General features: G+C 36.6%; 4 protein-coding genes. 2 read left to right on the top strand and 2 right to left on the bottom strand.

The window, feature by feature from the left end:
* Window positions 1-195: hypothetical protein (locus H6F47_RS27185; RefSeq protein ID WP_190651849.1), on the top strand; the 195-nt coding region annotated here is incomplete at its 5' end.
* 205 nt (window positions 196-400) lie between these two features.
* Here the strand turns inward: H6F47_RS27185 and H6F47_RS27180 are convergent.
* Together H6F47_RS27180 and H6F47_RS27175 are read right to left on the bottom strand one after the other, a co-directional pair.
* Window positions 401-841: a type II toxin-antitoxin system PemK/MazF family toxin gene (locus tag H6F47_RS27180; protein ID WP_096565306.1), complete on the bottom strand. Its 441-nt coding sequence runs from the start codon at window positions 839-841 to the stop codon at window positions 401-403.
* Window positions 835-1,077 carry an AbrB/MazE/SpoVT family DNA-binding domain-containing protein gene (locus H6F47_RS27175; RefSeq protein WP_096565304.1) on the bottom strand — a complete coding sequence of 81 codons (243 nt, stop codon included), beginning with the start codon at window positions 1,075-1,077 and terminating at the stop codon, window positions 835-837. Before H6F47_RS27175 ends, H6F47_RS27180 begins: the two co-directional genes overlap by 7 nt.
* A gap of 182 nt (window positions 1,078-1,259) precedes the next feature.
* Between H6F47_RS27175 and H6F47_RS27170 the strand changes: the two genes are divergently transcribed.
* Window positions 1,260-1,823, top strand: a complete 564-nt coding sequence (locus H6F47_RS27170; RefSeq protein WP_190651847.1) for a Uma2 family endonuclease — start codon at window positions 1,260-1,262, stop codon at window positions 1,821-1,823.
* Window positions 1,824-2,388 lie beyond the last annotated feature (565 nt).

Raw genomic sequence — 2,388 nt, 5'->3', positions numbered from 1 at the left:
CATTCGGGCGATAAATTATCAATTTTTATCACAGGTTATTTTCCTGTAAGGGCGAAGCATTCGGGCGATAAATTATCAATTTTTATCACAGGTTATTTTCCTGTAAGGGCGAAGCATTCGGGCGATAAATTATCAATTTTTATCACAGGTTATTTTCCGAATGCTTCGCCCCTACTTCGCCCCTACGACTCCTGACTCCTATGCCCTCATGAAAAGACTTTCTCAGCAACCCCTAATTTATGATTTCAGGACTTACGCAGCATAGAACGGAAGTAGGGGTAATTCATGAATTACCCCTAAACAAGAATCAAGTTTTGAGTTCAATCTTGCGTAAGTCCTAATTTGTAGACAAGATCAAAAAAGAAGTCGGGGGTCTGATGGTTCAAACTATAAAATTACACTATAAAATTAAAGTTTCCAGCCTAGCTTGTACTTCTTCTATTAAATCCTGTGGCACACTTTCTACAAATTTGACTTTTCTAGCTCTCCAATCTAATGTTTTAATTTGGTCAGCTAAAACGACTCCTTTTGTTTGCATTCCCTCAACCAGTGGAACTTCAAAACTCAGCCCTTTTCGGTTGCTAGTTATGGGACAAGCTAGAATTAAAGAAGCCATTTGATTATATTTAATTGGAGATATCACCAAAACTGGACGATAACCAATTTGTTCACGTCCTTGTTGTTGTATTTCCTCATTTAAGATGTTAGCAATATCATCAAAAGACATTCCTGATGCTTGTAGAGTCAATGCACGCCTAATAGAATCAGCAGTCAACCGCTGCTTATTGCCAAATTCTAGTTTAATAATATCTCCTCTGTTGGGAAAATAAGAAACTACCAATCTTCATTCCCCACAGCGTTTCCAGTTTCAAATTCAGGATGAAATTTATCAGGAGTCATACCCTCCAGCAACTCATCAAGTGTATATTTTTTTCTCTTTTGTGGTGTAATCACAATACTGTTACCTTCCAGAGTCAAGTTTATTGCTACTCCTTCGGTTAATTGCACTTGTTCAGCTATAGATTTGGGAATGCGAATAGCTAAACTGTTTCCCCATTTGGCGACAATTGTAGTCATACTCTATATCGACTGTTAAAGTTCCGCCTTTAAACAACTGGACTGAATGTATATACTTTGAAGATACAGATTTAATTGGCAGATGTCAACAGGAAGTTTAGGTTTTGTATTATGTAAGGGTTGAGCGATGCTTTACCTCTACTGACTTCTGCTATAAATAAAGAAGAGTTTTCTGGTGTATTATGTCTCTGACTATTGCTGATTTAGAACAGTTACAAACCGAACATCCAGAATGGCAAATGGAGTTGGTAGAGGGGAATATAGTAATTATGGGTCCATCAGATTACGAGTCTGAAGAAATAGGAGGTCGGTTACTGACCTTTTTGAATATGTGGGTGCTATCTCGTAAACTGGGAAGAGTCACAGGTTCTAGTGCTGGTTTTATTTTGCCAAGTATAGATAATAACTCAGAAAAAAGAAACCTCCGCGCACCAGATGTATCTTTTGTGAAAGCGGAAAGATTGAAAAAAAGTAAACGGGACTTTTTAGACTTAGTACCTGATTTAGTAGTAGAAATCAAGTCTAAATCAGACAGAATTAAACCTTTAGAAGAGAAAATACAGTTATTTTTACAACTGGGTGCTACAGTGGGTATTTTAATTGACCCTGATAAGTTGACTGTAACAGTTTACCGATTTAATCAAGCAACAATGGTATTGGAAAATGGGGATATTCTGACTATACCAGAATTACTTCCTGGTTGGGAATTGGCTGTATCAGAACTATGGCCGCCTGAATTTGAGTAATTTATGTATATTTTCTGCAACATATACACATAATCAATAAAACCTTTTGATCATCTAACAGCGCAACCTATAGAGAAAGTGAAGGTTTTTTACCTGTTGCAAAAGCAGTTATTAGTGTTACATGATTTTGATTACATTATGCTGGAGTGCGGTTCGTAGTGAGCGATTTATCGCTCAAAGCTAGGAGCATGAGGACTAAAGTCCTCACTACGAATTTAAATTTATTTGTTGAGATAAGGGCGGATATTATTAACTACAGCTAGAGAATCTAATCCACACTTGTTCAAAAAGACCTTGCTGTTTCAGGGTTTGCACAAAAATAGACATAATAATTTTTTGGGTTGAGTAATGGATGCTTTTAAGCGTAAATAGTTGTAATACTTAAACTTTTGTATTATATATCGTATATCGGTGTATTCAGTACAAAATAAAACCTGTATTTAATCATGTAAGCTTTACTTATTTAGGGGTTGCTGAGAAAGTCTTTCCGTGAGGGCATAGGAGTCAGGAGTCAGGAGTCAGGAGTCAGGAGGAGATTGGAAAATTTCTTTGCCATCTCTTGAAA

The organism is Sphaerospermopsis sp. FACHB-1094 (genome assembly GCF_014696195.1).
GTDB lineage: Bacteria > Cyanobacteriota > Cyanobacteriia > Cyanobacteriales > Nostocaceae > Sphaerospermopsis > Sphaerospermopsis kisseleviana.
The sequence above is the reverse complement of the archived record's forward strand: the minus strand, read 5'-3'. Positions and strand labels throughout refer to the sequence as shown.

Coding starts and splice junctions, on each gene's coding strand:
- H6F47_RS27175 (WP_096565304.1), bottom strand. CDS start 1,077: ATGACTACAATTGTCGCCAAATGGGGAAACAGTTTAGCTATTCGCATT.
- H6F47_RS27170 (WP_190651847.1), top strand. CDS start 1,260: ATGTCTCTGACTATTGCTGATTTAGAACAGTTACAAACCGAACATCCA.